The organism is Burkholderia sp. A9 (assembly GCF_000801975.1).
In genome coordinates this window covers 35314-52096 of record NZ_JSZN01000001.1, presented here as the reverse complement: position 1 = coordinate 52096, position 16783 = coordinate 35314, and the positions used below count along the sequence as shown (strand labels likewise).

Below are 16783 nucleotides of genomic sequence, written 5' to 3'. Positions count from 1 at the left end.
CTGCGCTTGATCGCGACGCCCGGACCGCCCGGCCTGGCGCGCCGCCCTGAGAACCCTGTCCGCCGGCGTTGCCCGCCGGCCGGTGCCGCTCGGGTTTCCCCTGCGACACACACTATATCTAGTGCAGAACCGCTCAACTGGCACCAAGTATAGTGGACATTCGGACGAGGTCAAAACGGATAATTTGCGATCGAGGTCTTGACATCGCTCGCGCGCAGGCACGGCAAGGCATTGGTCGGAGAAAAAACTTTCCCCGCTCAAAAAACCCTGCGCTCAGTGCTGACGGAAAGGAAAGTATCCGGCGGAAAGGCCGGCATCGCCTGCGAAGCGTTGCCAATCGAAATGCGGCCCGGGGTCGGTCTTGCGGCCCGGCGCGACGTCCGAGTGCCCGGCAACGGCATCGATCGGGTACCGCGCGGCGAGCGTGCGCGCGAGCACGCCGAGCGTCGCGTACTGCGCGGCGTCGAACGGCACGTCGTCCGCGCCTTCGAGCTCGATGCCGATCGAGAAGTCGTTGCAACGCGGCCGGCCGCGGAACTCGGACGCACCCGCATGCCATGCGCGCTCGTCGCACGACACGAACTGCACGAGCTCGCCGTCGCGGCGGATCAGGAAGTGCGCGGACACGCGCACGCCGCGCAGGTGGCTCTGGTAATAGGGGTGCGCATCGCAATCGAGGCGATTCAGGAACAGCGCTTCGATCGCGTCGCCGCCGAACTCGCCGGGCGGCAGGCTGATGTTGTGGACGACGACGAGCGTCGGCACCGCAGCCGCGGGCCGCGCCTCGAAATTCGGCGACGGCGCATGGCGCGCTTCGCGCACCCAGCCGTTCACGTCGACCGACAGCAACGTGGGTGCGCCGCTCATCGTGCGTCGTGGCCGCTCGCGCGTGCGCCGTGACGCTGCGCATGCTCGACGCTGCAGAAGTACTCGCCGCCGGCGGCGATCGCGTCGCCCTTCGGCGCATGCACGCCGCATTCGGCGCAGCGCACCATCGGTTCGGGCAGCGACCGCGCGTCGTCGTTCGGGCGTGCCGCACCGGCGCCGCCGTGACCGGGCGCACCGTCGTGGCCGGCGCCGCGGCCGGTGCGCGCCTGCGCGTGCTCCTGGGCCTGGCGTAGCTTGCGCGCGGCCCACGAACCCACGAAGAAAAGGAGAATCAGGAGAAGAATCTGTCGCATCGGAAACCTGCGTTCAAACCACGGAGCGGTGCAGCAGCACCTCTAAAACGAATCGGCTGCCGACATACGCGAGCAGCAGCGCGACAAACGACACGAGCACCCAGCGCGCCGCGCCGCGCCCGCGCCAGCCCGAGGTCTTGTGGGCGACCAGCAGGCCGCCGAACATCAGCCACGACAGCACCGCGAACACGGTCTTGTGGTCGAGCCGCAGCGCGCGCGCCTCGACCTGTTCGCTGAACAGGATCCCCGACGCGAGCGTCAGCGTGAGCAGCACGAAGCCGGCGCCGATCAGGCGGAACAACAGCTTCTCGAGTGTGAGAAGCGGCGGCAGCGTTTCGAGCCAGCTCGCGATCCAGCCGGTCGAGCCGTCGCGCCCGCCGCTCCGCAGCGACTGCAGGCGCCGCTCGACCATCAGCATCAGGACCGCGTGCAGCGCGGCGATCGCAAAGAGGCCGTACGCGATGTTCGCGATCAGGAAGTGCATCTTGAACAGCGGGGCTGCGGCATATGGCAGCACCCGCACGCCGCCGAACCCGAGCGGCAGCAGCGACGCGCCGCACGCGAGCGGCAGCACCAGCAGGCGCAGGCTGTCGAGCGGGAAGAAGAAGCTCTCGATCCAGTAGATGCCGGCGCCGAGCCAGAACATCGCGGACAGCGCGAACGCGAAGCCGAAGACCATCGCGTCGTGCGGGAAGATCGTCATGTGGAGCAGCACGCCGTGCGCCACGAGTGCCGCGAACAGCAGCGCGCGGCCGGCCCCGCTCATCCCCGACGCGGCGGACGCCGGAACCGGCACGGCCGGCACGCTCGCGACGAGCGGCGCCGCGCCCTGACGGTGCGTGCGCCAGCCTGCGACGGCGAGGCCGCCGTACAGGAATGCGGTGAGGGCATACAGTACAATATCCATGTTCGAAGTTTACACTAGGCCCCCTTCCCGCGACGGCTCCCTTTGTTCGGTTCCGTCGCGCCTTCGGGCCCCACTGTCCATCGCTCCCCATGCTCGACAATCTCACTCAACGGATGGCGCGCGTCGTCAAGACGCTGCGCGGCGAGGCCCGGCTTACCGAGGCGAACACCCAGGAGATGCTCCGCGAGGTGCGTCTCGCGCTGCTGGAGGCCGACGTCGCACTGCCCGTCGTCCGCGAATTCATCGCCAAGGTCAAGGAAAAGGCGCTCGGCGAGGAAGTGATCAGCAGCCTGTCGCCGGGTCAGGCGCTCGTCGGCGTGGTCCAGAAGGAACTGACCGCCGTGATCGGCGGCGACTACGAAGGCAAGGCCGCCGAGCTGAACCTCGCGGTCACGCCGCCCGCGGTGATCCTGATGGCCGGCCTGCAGGGCGCCGGCAAGACCACGACCGCCGGCAAGCTCGCGAAGCTGCTGCGCGAGAAGTACAAGAAGAAGGTGCTGACGGTGTCGTGCGACGTGTATCGCCCGGCCGCCATCATGCAGTTGAAAACGGTGAGCGAACAGGTCGGCGCCGACTTCTTCCCGTCGACGCCGGACCAGAAGCCCGTCGATATCGCGCTCGCCGCGGTCGACTGGGCGAAGCGCCACTACCATGACGTGCTGATCGTCGACACGGCCGGCCGCCTCGGCATCGACGAGGCGATGATGCAGGAAATCGCCGCGCTGCACGGCACGCTGAAGCCGGCCGAAACGCTGTTCGTCGTCGACGCGATGCTCGGCCAGGATGCGGTCAACACCGCGAAGGCGTTCAACGACACGCTGCCGCTCACCGGCGTCGTGCTGACCAAGCTCGACGGCGATTCGCGCGGCGGTGCCGCGCTGTCGGTGCGTCACATCACGGGCAAGCCGATCAAGTTCGTCGGCGTCGCCGAGAAGCTCGACGGCCTCGAGGTGTTCCACCCGGACCGGATGGCGAACCGGATCCTCGGCATGGGCGACATCCTCGCGCTCGTCGAGGAGGCACAGCGCGGCGTCGACGTGCAGGCCGCGCAGAAGCTCGCCGACAAGGTGAAGAAAGGCGGCGACTTCGACCTGAACGATTTCCGCGCGCAGATCTCGCAGATGAAGAACATGGGCGGCCTGTCGTCGCTGATGGACAAGCTGCCCGCGCAGTTCCAGCAGGCGGCGGCTGGCGCCGACATGGGCCAGGCCGAGAAGTCGATCCGCCGGATGGAAGGGATCATCAGCTCGATGACGCCCGCCGAGCGCGCGAAACCCGAGATCATCAAGGCGACGCGCAAGCGCCGCATTGCAGCCGGCGCGGGCGTGCCGGTGCAGGAAGTCAACCGGATGCTGAACCAGTACGATCAGATGCGTACGATGATGAAGAAGCTGAAGGGCGGCAACATGCAGAAGATGATGCGCGGCCTGAAGGGCATGATGCCCGGCATGCGCTGATTCCGCCCGTCGGCCGGCGCGCGGGTTTTTGCCGTAGCGCGCGCCGGCCGTTCTGCTTCATTCTTGTTTGTATACCGACTGTCCGCCAGAACACATGAACCGCGAAGAAGCCCTCCACATTTTCGACCACTCCGAAGAGATCGTCTCGGCAGATGCCGTCAACGCATCGATCGCCCGGATGGCCGACGCGATCCGCGCCGAGATCGGCGACGCGTTCCCGCTCGTTCTCTCGGTGATGGGCGGCGCCGCGGTGTTTACCGGGATGCTGCTGCCGCATCTCGATTTCCCGCTGGAATTCGACTACATCCACCTGACCCGCTACCGCAACACGACGCAGGGCAGCCCGGAGATGCACTGGCGCGTCGCGCCGCGCGAATCGGTGAAGGACCGGATCGTGCTCGTGCTCGACGACATCCTCGACGAAGGCGAGACGATGGCCGCGATCCGCGACCGCATCCTCGACATGGGCGCGAAACGCTTCATGTCGGCCGTGCTGTGCGAGAAGACGCTCGCGAAGGCGAAACCGCTGCACCCCGACTTCTGCGGCTTCTCGGTACCGGACCGTTACGTGTTCGGCTGCGGGATGGACGCAAAGGGCTACTGGCGCAACCTGCCGACGATCCGTGCGCTGACCACGAACGTCTGATCGCCCTGCCCGCCATACAAGAAAAAGCGGCGCTCCGGTTTCCCGGAGCGCCGCTTTTTTCGTCGGCCCGCGCCACCCGTGCTACAGCTGGTGCACGAACGCCCGGATGCCGGCCAGCAGCATCTCGACCGAGATCGCGACGAGCACGAGGCCCATCAGCCGCTCGAACGCCGCGACGGTCCGCTCGCCGAGCCACTGCTGGATCCGTTCGGCCAGCACCAGCGTGATCGCGCAGACGATCATCGTGACCGTCAACGCGCCAACCCACTCGAACATCTTGCCCGGCGCCTGCGACGTCAGCAGCATCACCGTCGCGAGCGCCGACGGCCCGGCGAGCGCCGGGATCGCGAGCGGCACGATGAACGGTTCGCCGCCCGCGCGCGGATCGCTCCCGAGCGCGCCGTCCGGATGCGGGAAGATCATCCGCAGCGCGATCAGGAACAGCACGATGCCGCCGCCGAGCCGCAGCGACAGGTCCGTGAGGTTCATCATCCGCAGGAAGCGGTCGCCGACCACCATGAAGAACAGCAGGATCACGAACGCGATCCCCACTTCACGCAGGATCAGCTTCACGCGCCGCTCGCGCGGCACCTCCCGCATCGCCGAAATGAACAGCGGGATGTTGCCCAGCGGATCCGTGATCAGCACGAGGAGCACGGTGGCCGACAGGAAGGTGTATTCCACCGTGTCCCCCGGTCGCAGTGTTTAGCGCGCGAGCGCGGCGCGGATCTTCTCCGCCACCGTCGCCGCCGCCGTGTCGGCCGGCAGCAGCGTCGCTTCGGCGTCGCGGCGGCCCTGGTACTCGATCTTGCCATCCTTCAGGCCGCGCTCGCCGATCACCAGGCGATGCGGCACGCCGATCAGCTCCCAGTCGGCGAACATCACGCCCGGGCGCTCGCCGCGATCGTCGAGGATCACGTCGATGCCGGCGGCGGCCAGTTCCGCGTACAGCTTGTCGGCAGCCTCGCGGACCATTTCGCTGCGATCGTAGCCCATCGGGCACAGCACGACCTCGAACGGCGCGATCGACTCGGGCCAGATGATGCCGCGGTCGTCGAAGTTCTGTTCGATCGCCGCGCCGAGAATCCGCGTGACGCCGACGCCGTAGCAGCCCATCAGCATCGGCTGCGGCTTGCCCGACTCGTCGAGGAACGTCGCGCCCATCGCTTCCGAGTACTTGGTGCCGAGCTGGAACACGTGGCCGACTTCGATGCCGCGGCAGATGTCGATCACGCCCTTGCCGTCCGGCGATGGATCGCCCTTCTGCACGTTGCGCACGTCGGCGACGTCCGGTTCCGGCAGGTCGCGGCCCCAGTTCACGCCCGCGATGTGATAGTCGACCTCGTTCGCGCCGACGACGAAATCGCTCATGTTCGCGACCGTGCGATCGGCGATCACCTTCACCGGTTTCTTCGTGCCGACCGGGCCGAGATAGCCCGGCGGCGTGCCGAACCATTCGACGATTTCCTGCTCGGTCGCGAAGCGATGGTTCTTCAGCCCCGGCAGCTTCGACACCTTGATCTCGTTCAGGTCATGGTCGCCGCGCAGCATCACGAGCCAGATGGTCGGCTCGGCGCCTTCGTTCTCGGTGGCAAGCACGATCGACTTGATCGTGCGCTCGAGCGGGATCTCCAGCAGCTCGGCGACGGCTTCGCACTTCGCCTTGCCGGGCGTCGCGACCTTTGCCATCGCTTCGGCCGGTGCGGCACGCTCCGCGATCAGCGGCAGCGCTTCGGCCGCTTCGATGTTCGCCGCGAATTCGGACGACGGGTTGTAGGCGATCGCGTCCTCGCCGGTATCGGCGATCACGTGGAATTCGTGCGAGAAGTTGCCGCCGATCGAACCGCTGTCGGCCGCGACCGCACGGAACTCGAGGCCAAGGCGCGTGAAGATGCGCACGTACGCGTCGTACATCTTGCGATACGACTCGTTCAGGCCCGCCGCGTCCTTGTCGAACGAATACGCGTCCTTCATGATGAATTCGCGACCGCGCATCACGCCGAAGCGCGGACGGATCTCGTCGCGGAACTTCGTCTGGATCTGGTAGAAGTTCACCGGCATCTGCCGATAGCTCTTGATCTGGTTGCGCGCGATGTCGGTGACGACTTCCTCGTGCGTCGGCCCGATCACGAAGTCGTTGTCCTTGCGGTCCTTGAAACGCAGCAGCTCGGGGCCGTACTGTTCCCAGCGGCCCGATTCCTGCCACAGCTCGGCCGGTTGCACGGCCGGCATCAGCAGCTCGATGGCGCCTGCCCGGTTCATTTCCTCGCGCACGATGGCTTCGACCTTGCGAATCGAGCGCAGGCCGACCGGCAGGTAGTTGTAGATGCCGCCGGCGACGCGACGAATCATGCCGGCGCGCACCATCAGCTTGTGGCTGACGATCTCTGCGTCGGCCGGTGCTTCTTTGAGGGTGCCGATAAAGAAACGGGAAGCTTTCATGCGGACGGTTCCAAATACGGCGCCCCCAGGCGGGGCGCCCGAAAAAGTTTCAAGGTGAAAAAGCTGCGCGCGACGAACGACGATGGCGCAGATGACGTAGCAGACAAATCAGGGACAATTCAGTCGGTGCACCCGCGCGGATTCGCTCCGTCACGGTGCGCAGCGCCCGTTATCTGTTTATAATCAAAGCAATTTTAAAGGATTCGAAGGTGGTTGTATGCTGGATCGTGAAGGCTTTCGCCCGAACGTCGGCATCATCCTCTTGAACGCGCGCAACGAGGTGTTTTGGGGCAAGCGGCTCCGCGAGCATTCCTGGCAGTTTCCTCAAGGTGGGATCAAGTATGGCGAGACCCCCATGCAGGCGATGTACCGGGAACTGCACGAGGAAACGGGCCTGCATCCGGAACACGTCAAGATAATCGGCCGCACTCGCGACTGGTTGCGTTACGAGGTGCCTGACAAGTTCATCAAACGCGAAGTACGCGGTCATTACCGCGGCCAGAAGCAGATCTGGTTCCTGCTGCGGATGGTTGGACGCGATTGCGACATTTGCTTGCGCGCGACCGATCACCCGGAGTTCGATGCGTGGCGCTGGAACGAGTACTGGGTGCCGCTCGATGCGGTGATCGAGTTCAAGCGGGATGTCTATCAGTTGGCGCTGACGGAACTGTCGCGCTTCCTGCGCCGCCCGGCGCAGCGAGCCGAAAAGCCGCGCGGGCCGCGTCTGTCGCGCTATCCGCGCGTCATCGGCGTACAGGCCCAGCAGACGCTGACGATTGTCGACACATCGGTAGTCTGTTCGGAGATCGAAGTGGAGGCGAGCACGCTCGACGAGATGCCGCCCCATGTGATCGTCGGCAAATGACGAGTCGGACTGCATGACCGGGCGCGACCTTGGTGTCGCGCCCTTTTTTTACGAGGAATGCATATTGAAAGCGATTGCTCTCGCGCTCGCATCGATTGTCGCGGCGGCCACGCTGGCTGGTTGCGCGAATTCGAAGACGCCGACCAACAAGGATGACAGCGAGTTCGTATATCTGCTCGACCGCCAGGGCAGCTGGAAGGAAAACGCGGTCGACACGCTGCCGCCGCTGCCCGAAGCAGGCAACCTCCTGCCGTTCAACGTCTCGCAGAACACCCCGCTCAAGTTCTCCGTCGATGCGAAGTCGCTCGCGGTCGGCACCGACGGCGTCGTGCGGTACGCAGTCGTGATCACGAGCCCGGCCGGCGCGCGCAACGTGAACTACGAAGGCATCCGCTGCGACACCTACGAATGGCGTCAGTATGCGGGCCTGAATTCGGATCACGACGGCTGGGACCGCACGGTCGAGAACGACTGGCGCCGCATCGAGAACGGCGAGCTGAACGCTTACCACTCGGCGCTGTACCAGGACTACTTCTGCTCGAACAAGATGCCGCAGGGCACGACCCAGCAGATCCTCGAGAACATCCGGTTCCACCGCACGGCGATGAGCCAGCTGCGCTGACCGTGCGACGCGGGCCACCTGCCCGCCGCAATGAAAAAAGCCCGCGCAATGCGGGCTTTTTTCATTGTCGTTCGACGTCTCGCCGGACGCTTACACCAGCACGAGGTTGTCGCGGTGAATCAGTTCCGGCTCCAGCATGTAGCCGAGCACCGTCTCGATCTCGCCGCTCGGCTTGCGGTGAATCAGCTTCGTTTCCGCGCTGCTGTAGTTCGTGAGGCCGCGCGCCACTTCACGCCCGTCGGGGCCGACACACGCGATCACCTCGCCGCGCGCGAACGCACCCTGCACACCGGTCACGCCGATCGGCAGCAGGCTCTTGCCGCCGGACGTCAGCTTCTCGACCGCGCCCGCATCGATCACGACGTGCCCGCGCACCTGCAGGTGATCGGCCATCCACTGCTTGCGCGCCGCCATCCGCGCGGTGCGCGCGATCAGCTGCGTGCCGATCGCCTCGCCTGCCGCCAGCCGCACCAGCACGTCGGATTCCCGACCGCTCGCGATCACGGTGTTCGCGCCGCTATGCGCCGCGCGTTTCGCCGCGAGGATCTTCGTCAGCATCCCGCCGCGGCCGAGGCTCGAGCCAGCGCCGCCCGCCATTGCCTCGAGTTCCGGCGCACCCGCGCTGGCCTCCGCGACCAGCGTCGCGTTCGGGTCCTTGCGCGGATCGGCGGTGAACAGCCCCGACTGGTCGGTCAGGATGATCAGCGCATCGCCTTCGATCAGGTTCGCGACGAGCGCACCGAGCGTGTCGTTGTCGCCGAACTTGATTTCATCGGTGACGACGGTGTCGTTCTCGTTGATGATCGGCACGACGCCGAGCCGCAGCAGCGTGAGCAGCGTCGACCGCGCATTCAGGTAGCGTTCGCGATCAGCCAGGTCGGCGTGCGTGAGCAGGATCTGCGCGGTGCGGATATCGTGCTCGGTAAAGCGGCTTTCGTAGACTTGCGCGAGCCCCATCTGGCCGACCGCGGCGGCGGCCTGCAGCTCGTCGATCTCGCGCGGACGCTTGCTCCAGCCGAGCCGCTGCATCCCTTCGGCAATCGCGCCCGAGCTGACGAGCACGACTTCCTTGCCCTGCGCGCGCAGCGCGGCGATCTGGGCAGCCCAGCGGCCGATTGCAGCATGATCAAGCCCCTTGCCATCGTTGGTCACGAGGCTGGAACCCACCTTCACCACCAATCGCTTCGAATCCGCGATGATCGAACGCATCGTGCGCTGTCTCCTGTATCTGATGCCTGCCCGGCCGGGCGCGATTGAATTCCGGCACCGGGCGTCATGCCCGGTGCGTTTCGGACTCGCTCAGGCGTCGTCGCCCGGCGTCGCACCGCCATCGGCGGACGGTGCATCGCGGAACCGCACGTCCGCGGCCAGATCTTCCTCTTCCGCCGCGCGATGCGCGTCCGAATGCTCGGCGAGGTAGTCGTAGATCGCGTAGACCAGCGCTTCGCAGCCCTGGCCGGTCAGCGCCGAAATCTCGAACACCGGGCCGTCCCAGCCGAAACGATCGAGGAAATCGGCGACGCGCGCCTCGCGCTCGTCCTCCGGCACCATGTCGAGCTTGTTGAGTACGAGCCAGCGCGGCTTTTCGTACAGCGCCTCGTCGTACTTGCGCAGCTCGCCGACGATCGCCGTCGCTTCCGCGACCGGATCGACGCTTTCGTCGAACGGGGCCAAATCGACGAGATGCAGCAGCACGCCGGTGCGCTGCAGGTGTCGCAGGAACTGGTGGCCGAGGCCCGCGCCTTCGGCGGCGCCCTCGATCAGCCCCGGGATGTCGGCGATCACGAAGCTCTTGCTCGGGCCGACCCGCACGACGCCGAGATTCGGCGCGAGCGTCGTGAACGGATAATCGGCGATCTTCGGCTTCGCGTTCGACACCGACGAGATGAAGGTCGACTTGCCGGCGTTCGGCATGCCGAGCAGCCCGACATCGGCGAGCACCTTCAGTTCGAGCCTCAGCATGCGCCGCTCGCCGGGCTTGCCGTCGGTCTTCTGGCGCGGTGCGCGGTTCGTGCTCGACTTGAAATGCAGGTTGCCGAGACCGCCGGCACCGCCCTGCGCGAGCATCACCTGCTGGTCATGCTCGGTCAGGTCGGCGATCAGTTCGCCCGTGTCCATATCGGTAACGACCGTGCCGACCGGCATGCGCAGCGTGACGTCGTCGCCGCCCTTGCCGTAGCAATCCGAGCCGCGACCGTTTTCGCCGTTGCGCGCCAGGTGCTTCTTCGCGTAACGGTAGTCGATCAGCGTATTGATGTTGCGGTCGGCGATCGCGTAGACGTTGCCGCCCCGGCCGCCGTCGCCGCCGTCCGGCCCGCCGAACGGAACGAACTTCTCGCGGCGCATCGACGCGCTGCCATCGCCTCCGTCGCCGGCGATGACTTCGATTCGTGCTTCGTCAATGAACTTCATTCGTCACTCCGACCAGTATTTCCGCTATTGTGCCGCGCACCGGCGTGCTTGAACAATCTGCCGTTCGGCTGATTGCGCGCCGGTTTCGCGACAGCCGCCGGCGCGCACATGCGCCCGGCGGCCAAATAAAAAAAGGCCCCGCGAAGACTGCGGGGCCTTTCGGCTACGAAGCCCGTGGGTGCCTGAACTTAGGCAGCCGCCGGGACAACGATGACCAGATGCTTCTTGTCCGCGCCCTTGGTCGCGAACTTGACGTGACCGTCGACCAGCGCGAACAGGGTGTGATCCTTGCCCATGCCGACGTTCTCGCCAGCGTGCATGCGCGTACCGCGCTGACGCACGATGATGCCGCCAGCGTTGATCGCCTGGCCGCCGTACACTTTCACGCCGAGACGTTTCGACTCGGAGTCGCGGCCGTTCCGGGAAGAGCCGCCTGCCTTTTTGTGTGCCATCTGATTGCTCCTTTACCGAGGCGCTTACGCGTTGATCGCGTCGATGCGCAGCTCAGTGTAGTTCTGGCGGTGGCCGCCGTGCTTTTGGTAGTGCTTCCGGCGACGCATCTTGAAGATGGTGACCTTGGCATGACGACCGTGCGACACAACGGTGGCCTTGACGGAAGCCCCACTGACCAGCGGCGTACCGAACTTAATCGATTCGCCTTCGCCCACTGCGAGAACCTGGTCGAGCGTGATTTCAGCGTCAATGTCAGCCGGTATCTGTTCTACTTTGAGTTTTTCGCCAACGGCAACCTTGTACTGCTTGCCGCCGGTTTTTATGACCGCGTACATTGAGAACCTCACTCTGGATCCAATTTTTCCGCACACCACGCGCGGAAAACACGTGATTATACATGGGCTTAGCACCCAAGTCAAAGCCGATCCACGATTGCCGCGCGCGCACCCTGGCCGGACGGCCAAAATCACGGCCCCGGCGCGTCCGACAGACCGGCATATCGCGGATTCGACTTATAATCCGCGGCATCACCCATTTCGATCATCATGTCGTCGTCCACCGCCTCCCCCACCCTCAGCGCCGCCCACCTGCTCGCTCCGATCACCAGCGACATGGAGCAGGTGAATCGCGTTATCCGGCAAAGCCTCGCGTCCGACGTACTGCTGATCAACCAGATCGCCGAGTACATCATCGGTGCCGGCGGCAAGCGGCTGCGTCCGGCCCTGCTGTTGCTCGTCGCCGGCGCGCTCGGCGAGACGTCGCACCAGCGGCACGTGCTGGCCGCCGTCGTCGAGTTCATCCACACGGCCACGCTGCTGCATGACGACGTCGTCGACGAATCCGAACTGCGGCGCGGCCGCCAGACGGCGAACGCGCTGTTCGGCAACGCGGCGAGCGTACTGGTAGGCGACTACCTCTATTCGCGCTCGTTCGAGATGATGGTCGGTGTCGGCAAGATGCGCGTGATGGAGATTCTGTCGGAAGCGACGACGATCATTTCCGAAGGCGAAGTGCTGCAGTTGCTCAACATGCACGACGCGGACGTCGACGAGACCCGCTACATGCAGGTGATCCGCTACAAGACGGCGAAGCTGTTCGAAGCATCGGCCCGCCTGGGCGCGGTGCTCGCGGGCGCAGATGCGCCGACCGAAGCCGCCGCGGCCGAATACGGCCGCCGGATCGGCACCGCGTTCCAGATCATGGACGACTGGCTCGACTACGCGGGCACGGCCGAAGCGATGGGCAAGAATGCCGGCGACGACCTGCGCGAAGGCAAACCGACGCTGCCGCTCATCTATCTGATCGAACGCGGCACGCCCGAACAGTCGGCGCTCGCACGCGAGGCGATCGAACAAGGCGGCACCGATCGCTTCGACACGATCTTCGACGCGATCACGCGCTCCGGCGCGCTCGACCATACGCTCGAATGCGCACGCCAGGAAGCACAGGCCGCTGCCGCGGCGATCACCGCGTTCCCCGATTCGATCTACAAGGAAAGCCTGCTCGCGTTGTGCTCGTACTCGACATCGCGGCAGTCGTAAACGTGCCGCGAACGAGAGGCGATACCTTGTCTCGAAAAATTTCTTCATCAAGGTATTCCCTTTTCGAAAAAACATCGTTATAGTTACGTTCTTGCTTGTGACAACGCAGCGATCTGAACGAAAGCAGCGAAGTCGGAAGAGCAAAAAATCGGGGTGTAGCTTAGCCTGGTAGAGCGCTACGTTCGGGACGTAGAGGCCGGAGGTTCGAATCCTCTCACCCCGACCAGATTTGAAAAAACCGTGCACCGTGTGCACGGTTTTTTTTTGCCTTCTTGCTGCCCGGTCGCGCAGGCCTCGTGCCATGCGCGACACATCCCGGCCGCCGGCCTCTGCTATATTCCCTCCATCCCTGTCCTTCACTGCCCTTCTGACGCGTGGACCAAATTCCCTTATGGGCGCAAATCAGCGCCGTCTTCCTGCTTCTCCTCTGCTCCAGCTTCTTTTCCATTTCCGAGACCGCGATGATGGCGCTCAACCGTCATCGGCTGAAGCATCTCGCCGGCCAGGGCGTGCTCGGCGCGAAAACCACGCAGGGCCTCCTCACTCGCACGGACCTGCTGCTCAGCGTGATCCTGATCGGCAACAACCTGTTCAACACGATCATCCCGGTCCTGACCACGTCGCTCGCGCTGCACACGTTCGGCCGTAACAACGTCGCGCTGTCGATCGCGACCGGCATCGTCGCGTTCCTGATCATCGTGTTCGCGGAAATCGCGCCGAAGATCGTCGGCGCGACTTTTCCCGAGCGCATCGCGCTGCCCGCGAGTCTCGTGATCGCGCCGCTGATGCGCGTATTCAAGCCGGTCGTCTGGTTCGTCAACGCGCTCGCGAACGGCGTGCTCTGGGTGCTGCGCATCAACACGAAGAAGGGCCGCGACCAGCGCATGTCGGCCGACGAGCTGCGCGCGATCGTGCTCGAGTCGAGCAGCTTCATGCCGACCAAGCACCGCAGCATCCTGCTCAACCTGTTCGACCTCGAGAACATCACGGTCGACGACGTGATGGTGCCGCGCCGGCAGATCGAGTCGCTCAACTTCTACGCGCCGCTCGACGACGTCCTGCATCAGCTCGAGACCTGCTATCACAACCGGTTGGTCGTCTACGAAGGCGATATCGACAAGGTGCTCGGCGTGCTGCACGTCCGCAAGACGCTCACCGCGCTGCACAACCAGGACTTCGACCGCGAAACGCTGCGCACGCTGCTCGCCGAACCGTACTACGTGCCGTCGGGCACGCCGGTCGTTCAGCAGCTCCAGTATTTCCAGGAAAGCCGGCAGCGCACCGCGCTCGTCGTCAACGAGTACGGCGAACTCGAGGGGCTCGTCACACCCGAGGACATCATCGAGGAACTGATCGGCGAATTCACGACGTCGATGCCGCGCGGCGAACGCGCGGGCGGCTGGGACGAGAACGGCGAATGCATCGTCGCCGCCAGCATGCCGCTGCGCGAACTGAACCGCTGGCTGCACCTGCAACTGCCGACCGACGGCCCGAAGACGCTGAACGGCCTGATCCTCGAGATCCTCGAGGAAATTCCGGAAGGCGACGTGTGCGTGAAAATCGGCGACGTGATGCTCGAGGTCATGCGCAGCGACGATCAGGCCGTGCGCACCGTCAAGCTCTTCAAGCCGCGCGGCACGCGCGCACGCACCGCCGCACGCTAGCCGAACGGCCGACTGTCGGCGCCGCTCGCGATACGCGACCATTTGCAGGTCACGATCAACAGGCGGCCGAGTGCCGGCTCACATGCATTTCCCTGCTTCCGGGGCGCCGCTGCATGCGCAGCGGCCGCCCGTTCCGTCCGACGCGTCGCCCGCCGACGCGCCCCGCCCGCTCGATGCGACGCAACTCGACGATTCACCCGCCGTACGGCTGCTGACCGACACGCTTCATGCCGCACGCGTGCGCGACGCATCCGACGTCCACGTCGAACCCTTCGAAGCCGGCTGGCGCATCCGCCTGCGCATCGACGGCATGCTGCATGAACACGCGCGACCGCCCGCTCATCTGCGCGACGCGCTCGTGACGCGGATCAAGGTGCTGTCACGCATGGACATCGCCGAACGCCGGCTCCCGCAGGACGGCCGGCTGCGCATCGCGGTCGACGGCGGCATGCGCGGCGACTACCGGGTCAGCTCGCTGCCCACGCTGTTCGGCGAGAAGCTCGTGCTGCGCCGCCTCGAAACGCTGCCGCCCGACCTCACGCTCGCGCGCCTCGGCTTCGACGCGCGGCAAGCCGCCGCGATGGAGGCCGCGATACGCGCACCGCACGGTCTCGTGCTCGTCACCGGCCCGACCGGCAGCGGCAAGACGCTGTCGCTCTACTGCGCGCTGCAGATGCTCGACCGCGACGCGCATAACGTATGCACGGTCGAGGATCCGGCCGAGATTCAGCTCGACGGAATCAACCAGGTCGGCGTCGCCGAAAAGGCCGGGCTCACCTTCGCCACCGCGCTACGCGCGCTGCTGCGGCAGGATCCGGACGTCATCATGGTCGGCGAGATTCGTGATGCGGAGACGGCCGACGTCGCGATCAAGGCCGCGCAGACGGGCCACCTCGTGCTGTCGACGCTGCACACGAACGACGCGCCGGCCGCCGTCGCGCGACTGCTCGACATCGGCGTCGCACCGTACAACCTCGCGGCCGCGTTGCGCCTCGTCACCGCACAACGCCTCGTTCGACGCCTGTGCACCGCATGTCGCGCGCATTCGGACGCGCCGCTGCGCGTGCTGCGCGAATCCGGCTGCGATACGGCAGCCCTGGAGGCCGGATGGCGCCCGTTCGTCGCACGCGGCTGTGCTGCCTGTCACGGCATCGGTTATCGAGGCCGGATCGGCCTGCATCAGACGATGCCGGTTTCATCGGAGATGGCGGAGCGCATCGTCGCGCGCGCAAGCGTTGGTGCACTCGCGCAATGCGCGGCGGCCGAGGGCGTGCGCAATCTGCGCGCCGCGGCACTCGCGCATGTTCGCGACGGCACGACGAGCGTGGCGGAAGCGCTGGCCGCGACGCCGGACGCGTGATCGCGATGCGCATGCCACCGCACGAAACCCGCTTCGCATGGCGCGGCCGTCGTCGCGACGGCACGCCATGTCGCGGGATCGTCATCGCATTCGATGCAGCCGCGGCACGCGCGGCGCTTGCGCGCGACGGCATCGCGGTGCTGTCGCTCGACGCCCGCGGCACGGCCCGGCCGCCCGCTGCCGATGCACAGGATGTCACGCGCTTCACGCGTCAACTCGCGAGCCTGCTGCAGGCCGGGCTACCGCTCGCCCCGTCGCTCGAGATGCTCGCCCGCACCCGTACGCGTGACGGGTTGCCGCGCATCGCCGCTGGCCTCGCGCGCGAGATCGTCGGTGGCGAGCGCTTCGCCGCCGCGCTTGCACGCTATCCGTCCCAGTTCGGCACGCTGTATCGCCAGTTGATCGAGGTCGGCGAAGCATCGGGTGCGCTCGGCACCGTCCTGACCCGCGTCGCGGAGCACCGCGAGCGCGCGGATGCGCAGTGGCGCAAGCTGCGCGCCGCGCTCGCCTATCCGGCTGCCGTCATCGTGTTCGCGCTCGCGATCTCGGCCGCGCTGATGGTGTGGGTCGTGCCGGCGTTCCGGCAGATCTTCGACGGCTTCGGCGCAGCGCTGCCGGCGCCGACCCGCGTGCTGCTCGCGCTGTCTTCCGCCACCTCGGCCTGGGGCGGCACGCTCGTGGCCGGCGCCGCAGCGGCGGGGTTCGCCGCGCGCCACGTGCTGCGGCGCTCGCCACCGCTGCGCCATGCGGCCGCGCGGCACTTGCTGGACGCGCCGTTGGTCGGCAACGCGCTCAGGCGATTCGCCACCGCGCGCTGGTGCCGCTCGCTAGCAACGTTGCTCGGCGCCGGCGTACCGCTCGCCGATGCATTCGCGACGCTCGAACGCACGGCCGGCCATCCGGTGTTCGAGCAGGCCACCGCACAGATCGCCACACGCGTGCTGCGCGGCGCGCGGCTTGCCGATGCGATGCATGCGGCCGGCTGCTTCCCGGACGACGTCGTGCAGCCGATCGCCGTCGCCGAGGAAACCGGCGCGCTCGACACGATGCTCGCCGACATCGCCGCGCTATGCGAGCGTCAGCTCGACGCGCGTCTCGATGCGCTCGCCGCGCTCGGCGAGCCGCTGATCGTGATCGTGCTGGGCGCACTCGTCGGCGGCCTCGTGATCGCGATGTATCTGCCCATCCTTCAGCTGGGCAACGTGGTGTAGCATCGCAACCGATTCTGTCGCC

At 66.2% G+C, this 16783-nt stretch carries 17 protein-coding genes and 1 tRNA gene; 9 read left to right on the top strand and 9 right to left on the bottom strand.

What is annotated here, in order from left to right; genetic code table 11:
• Positions 1–273: 273 nt before the first annotated feature.
• From ampD to PI86_RS00230, 3 genes are read right to left on the bottom strand one after another with little or no spacing between them, the layout of a single operon-like run.
• Positions 274–867: a 1,6-anhydro-N-acetylmuramyl-L-alanine amidase AmpD gene (gene ampD / locus PI86_RS00240; protein WP_039317387.1), complete on the bottom strand. Its 594-nt coding sequence runs from the start codon at positions 865–867 to the stop codon at positions 274–276.
• A complete protein-coding gene (locus tag PI86_RS00235) occupies positions 864–1181 on the bottom strand; it encodes a PP0621 family protein (RefSeq protein ID WP_039317384.1) in 318 nt (105 codons plus the stop codon). Before PI86_RS00235 ends, ampD begins: the two co-directional genes overlap by 4 nt.
• Positions 1182–1194: 13 nt before the next feature.
• Entirely contained in the window at positions 1195–2088 is an 894-nt protein-coding gene (locus PI86_RS00230; RefSeq protein WP_039317381.1) for a cytochrome C assembly family protein, read from the bottom strand.
• Positions 2089–2177: 89 nt separating this feature from the next.
• Between PI86_RS00230 and ffh the strand changes: the two genes are divergently transcribed.
• Positions 2178–3545: a signal recognition particle protein gene (ffh, locus tag PI86_RS00225; protein WP_039317379.1), complete on the top strand. Its 1368-nt coding sequence runs from the start codon at positions 2178–2180 to the stop codon at positions 3543–3545.
• Positions 3546–3639: 94 nt separating this feature from the next.
• The gene (locus PI86_RS00220; RefSeq protein ID WP_014898157.1) at positions 3640–4191 is read left to right on the top strand and encodes a hypoxanthine-guanine phosphoribosyltransferase; all 552 of its coding nucleotides are present in this window, start codon (positions 3640–3642) and stop codon (positions 4189–4191) included.
• Between the two features lie 81 nt (positions 4192–4272).
• Here the strand turns inward: PI86_RS00220 and PI86_RS00215 are convergent, their stop codons facing one another.
• A complete protein-coding gene (locus PI86_RS00215) occupies positions 4273–4875 on the bottom strand; it encodes a MarC family protein (RefSeq protein WP_014898158.1) in 603 nt (200 codons plus the stop codon).
• Between the two features lie 21 nt (positions 4876–4896).
• Positions 4897–6633 (bottom strand): proline--tRNA ligase, encoded by a 1737-nt coding sequence (locus PI86_RS00210; RefSeq protein WP_039317374.1) that lies wholly within the window; start codon positions 6631–6633, stop codon positions 4897–4899.
• Positions 6634–6850: 217 nt separating this feature from the next.
• Here PI86_RS00210 and PI86_RS00205 point away from each other — a divergent pair, with 217 nt between their 5' ends.
• The gene (locus PI86_RS00205; RefSeq protein WP_011350862.1) at positions 6851–7498 is read left to right on the top strand and encodes an RNA pyrophosphohydrolase; all 648 of its coding nucleotides are present in this window, start codon (positions 6851–6853) and stop codon (positions 7496–7498) included.
• 13 nt (positions 7499–7511) lie between these two features.
• Positions 7512–8120, top strand: coding sequence for a CNP1-like family protein (locus PI86_RS00200; RefSeq protein WP_014898161.1), 609 nt, complete (start codon positions 7512–7514; stop codon positions 8118–8120).
• Positions 8121–8210: 90 nt separating this feature from the next.
• On the opposite strand, the gene proB is transcribed toward PI86_RS00200, so the two are convergent.
• The 4 genes from proB to rplU all read right to left on the bottom strand — a co-directional run bounded on the left by proB (position 8211) and on the right by rplU (position 11320).
• Positions 8211–9329, bottom strand: coding sequence for a glutamate 5-kinase (proB, locus tag PI86_RS00195; RefSeq protein ID WP_014898162.1), 1119 nt, complete (start codon positions 9327–9329; stop codon positions 8211–8213).
• 90 nt (positions 9330–9419) lie between these two features.
• Positions 9420–10532, bottom strand: a complete 1113-nt coding sequence (gene cgtA / locus PI86_RS00190) for an Obg family GTPase CgtA (RefSeq protein ID WP_014898163.1) — start codon at positions 10530–10532, stop codon at positions 9420–9422.
• A gap of 188 nt (positions 10533–10720) precedes the next feature.
• Positions 10721–10984 carry a 50S ribosomal protein L27 gene (gene rpmA, locus PI86_RS00185; RefSeq protein WP_006476999.1) on the bottom strand — a complete coding sequence of 88 codons (264 nt, stop codon included), beginning with the start codon at positions 10982–10984 and terminating at the stop codon, positions 10721–10723.
• A 24-nt stretch (positions 10985–11008) separates the two neighbouring features.
• A complete protein-coding gene (rplU, locus tag PI86_RS00180; RefSeq protein ID WP_006025184.1) occupies positions 11009–11320 on the bottom strand; it encodes a 50S ribosomal protein L21 in 312 nt (103 codons plus the stop codon).
• 210 nt (positions 11321–11530) lie between these two features.
• Between rplU and PI86_RS00175 the strand changes: the two genes are divergently transcribed.
• The 5 genes from PI86_RS00175 (at position 11531) to PI86_RS00155 (ending at position 16761) form a co-directional block, all read left to right on the top strand.
• Positions 11531–12526 carry a polyprenyl synthetase family protein gene (locus PI86_RS00175; protein ID WP_006752232.1) on the top strand — a complete coding sequence of 332 codons (996 nt, stop codon included), beginning with the start codon at positions 11531–11533 and terminating at the stop codon, positions 12524–12526.
• Between the two features lie 149 nt (positions 12527–12675).
• Positions 12676–12752 (top strand) — tRNA-Pro (locus tag PI86_RS00170).
• 148 nt (positions 12753–12900) lie between these two features.
• Entirely contained in the window at positions 12901–14190 is a 1290-nt protein-coding gene (locus PI86_RS00165) for an HlyC/CorC family transporter (protein WP_082012091.1), read from the top strand.
• A gap of 82 nt (positions 14191–14272) precedes the next feature.
• Positions 14273–15550, top strand: a complete 1278-nt coding sequence (locus PI86_RS00160) for a GspE/PulE family protein (protein WP_039317351.1) — start codon at positions 14273–14275, stop codon at positions 15548–15550.
• A gap of 5 nt (positions 15551–15555) precedes the next feature.
• Positions 15556–16761, top strand: coding sequence for a type II secretion system F family protein (locus PI86_RS00155; protein ID WP_039317461.1), 1206 nt, complete (start codon positions 15556–15558; stop codon positions 16759–16761).
• Positions 16762–16783: the final 22 nt, after the last annotated feature.

What these genes read in the sequence shown, in the direction of transcription:
- ampD (WP_039317387.1), bottom strand. Translation starts at nt 867, where the DNA reads ATGAGCGGCGCACCCACGTTGCTGTCGGTCGACGTGAACGGCTGGGTG.
- PI86_RS00235 (WP_039317384.1), bottom strand. Translation starts at nt 1,181, where the DNA reads ATGCGACAGATTCTTCTCCTGATTCTCCTTTTCTTCGTGGGTTCGTGG.
- PI86_RS00230 (WP_039317381.1), bottom strand. Translation starts at nt 2,088, where the DNA reads ATGGATATTGTACTGTATGCCCTCACCGCATTCCTGTACGGCGGCCTC.
- ffh (WP_039317379.1), top strand. Translation starts at nt 2,178, where the DNA reads ATGCTCGACAATCTCACTCAACGGATGGCGCGCGTCGTCAAGACGCTG.
- PI86_RS00220 (WP_014898157.1), top strand. Translation starts at nt 3,640, where the DNA reads ATGAACCGCGAAGAAGCCCTCCACATTTTCGACCACTCCGAAGAGATC.
- PI86_RS00210 (WP_039317374.1), bottom strand. Translation starts at nt 6,633, where the DNA reads ATGAAAGCTTCCCGTTTCTTTATCGGCACCCTCAAAGAAGCACCGGCC.
- PI86_RS00205 (WP_011350862.1), top strand. Translation starts at nt 6,851, where the DNA reads ATGCTGGATCGTGAAGGCTTTCGCCCGAACGTCGGCATCATCCTCTTG.
- PI86_RS00200 (WP_014898161.1), top strand. Translation starts at nt 7,512, where the DNA reads ATGACCGGGCGCGACCTTGGTGTCGCGCCCTTTTTTTACGAGGAATGC.
- proB (WP_014898162.1), bottom strand. Translation starts at nt 9,329, where the DNA reads ATGCGTTCGATCATCGCGGATTCGAAGCGATTGGTGGTGAAGGTGGGT.
- cgtA (WP_014898163.1), bottom strand. Translation starts at nt 10,532, where the DNA reads ATGAAGTTCATTGACGAAGCACGAATCGAAGTCATCGCCGGCGACGGA.
- rpmA (WP_006476999.1), bottom strand. Translation starts at nt 10,984, where the DNA reads ATGGCACACAAAAAGGCAGGCGGCTCTTCCCGGAACGGCCGCGACTCC.
- rplU (WP_006025184.1), bottom strand. Translation starts at nt 11,320, where the DNA reads ATGTACGCGGTCATAAAAACCGGCGGCAAGCAGTACAAGGTTGCCGTT.
- PI86_RS00175 (WP_006752232.1), top strand. Translation starts at nt 11,531, where the DNA reads ATGTCGTCGTCCACCGCCTCCCCCACCCTCAGCGCCGCCCACCTGCTC.
- PI86_RS00160 (WP_039317351.1), top strand. Translation starts at nt 14,273, where the DNA reads ATGCATTTCCCTGCTTCCGGGGCGCCGCTGCATGCGCAGCGGCCGCCC.
- PI86_RS00155 (WP_039317461.1), top strand. Translation starts at nt 15,556, where the DNA reads ATGCGCATGCCACCGCACGAAACCCGCTTCGCATGGCGCGGCCGTCGT.